Source organism: Bacillus sp. JJ864, from assembly GCF_036963045.1.
Classification (GTDB): Bacteria; Bacillota; Bacilli; order Bacillales; family Bacillaceae_G; genus Bacillus_A; species Bacillus_A pseudomycoides_C.
In genome coordinates, this window is record NZ_JBALLY010000062.1 from 1 (window position 1) to 1796 (window position 1796).

The 1796-nt window shown below is 34.5% G+C and carries 1 protein-coding gene and 1 pseudogene; both read right to left on the bottom strand.

Going from position 1 to position 1796, the window contains the following annotated elements; all coding sequences use genetic code 11:
- Nucleotides 1–298: 298 nt before the first annotated feature.
- A pseudogene (locus V7024_RS11055) lies at nt 299–415 on the bottom strand (phage holin family protein); the annotation flags it as partial.
- A gap of 82 nt (nt 416–497) precedes the next feature.
- The coding region (locus V7024_RS11060; RefSeq protein WP_335519596.1) for a PQQ-binding-like beta-propeller repeat protein at nt 498–1796 on the bottom strand (1299 nt) is incomplete at its 5' end.

The window sequence follows — 1796 nt, forward strand, 5'->3', positions numbered from 1 at the left end:
GCTAATCAACACGCCTGTTTTTATACTAAAGTCAGCCAACATATGTTAATAAAAATGCCCTTTTAGATAAGCAAATCCAAAGGAGTAAAACGGTACTCTACATGTGTATGGTTAAATTAACAAATTACAAATATATCAGGAAAATAACTTCTGGTAAAAAGTGTATTACTATGACCTAGTTTTACACGTATCTCGGCTGAACCCCGAAAAGAGATGGGTGACTACAGGGTCCCACTAACCAAATGATATAAAATGTCTTAGCATGGGTTTTATGTCATTTGGTTGGCGGGACCCCCTATAGAAAACTAATAATTGTCCCTATACCGCCGGATATGAAAGCACCTACTTTAAATTGCGTGCTACAGATAACATCTGTAATATTTATTGCGTTTGCAAGATTACTGATTCGTTCCAAGTCTTCACCTTCTTTCAAAATAAAAAAGAGAGACGTTTGTCCCTCTTTTTTCACAAGTTATTTAATTCTTTAAAAAACGAATTTAGTTATCTTTCTTATCAAGATCATTAGAAATTTTATTTAAGATTTCACGTGCTTCTTTCTTTTCTTCTTCTGTTAATTTCGCATTCTTACTTTTTGCTGCAAGTGATTTCAGTACTTCCATGAATGTACTTTCTTTTGTACATACATTGTCTGTATAAGAGTCTCCGATTGCTATTAGGGAAGTATAATGGTCATCAAAATTTGATGAAATATATCTTCCAAGAATATATAAGGTTCCATCTTTAGCTATTGTTATTGTACCGGATGTAAACCATGATGTTGATTTAGGCAAACTCCACTTAAGCGTCCCATCGGGGTTTAATGCATATAGTTCACTATCTGTTTTAACATAAATTACACCATTTTTATCAATTACAGGGGCCTCGTGAACATACCCTTTTTTAATGGGATATTTCCACTTTACGGAATAGTTTGGATTATATGCGTAAATATAACCTTTTCCGCTTATATAAATTGTTCCATCTGTAGAAGAAACCGTAGGTGCAGAAAGCAATCCTTCTTCCTTTTTTTCTTTCCATTGATGCACTATGTTCCCATTCTTATCAAAAACATATAATTTGTCCTGTGTATTTACAAGTATTTCATTATTTATCCCTAAAGTTAATCCCTTACCGTCGTATTCCCCCCAAACATATTTATGCCACAATTCCTTACCATTTTTATCATGAGCATAGAGATATTTATTCCCAAGATCCACGTCTAACGTATAAATCGTTCCATCTTTTGAAATGAGAATACTTCCATACGATCCACGAATAAATTCATTTGATGACCACTTCTTTGAACCATCTGGATTATAAGCCTCTAACCGTTTTCCTCCTACATTTCTTACATAAATTATACCATCACGATCCAAAACAGGAGTATCTATAATATGTGAACCTTTCGTTTGCCATTTAATTGAACCATCTGGATTGAAAGCAATTAAATTACCCGCAGCAACATAAATAGTTCCATCTTCAGCAATAACGGGTGGGCTGTATCCTCCCCCCATAATTTCCTTCTTCCATTTTACCGAACCATCTGGATTGAAAGCGTACAATTTTTTATTCACATGTGTATTAAAACCAGTACTGGTTGTTGCATAGATTGTTCCATCACGTCCAATTGCTGGTTGTCCTGAAAATGATGGCGAACTAATACTTCGAGGAATCTCTTTAGTATCTTTTTCGTAAAGTTTATACTCCCATTTTATCCTATTAGTTTCCGTTCCAGCATAAAGTGAATTCCTGCTCCAATTTTGTCCGAAAGGAGATCCAGCTTGTAAATCATATTT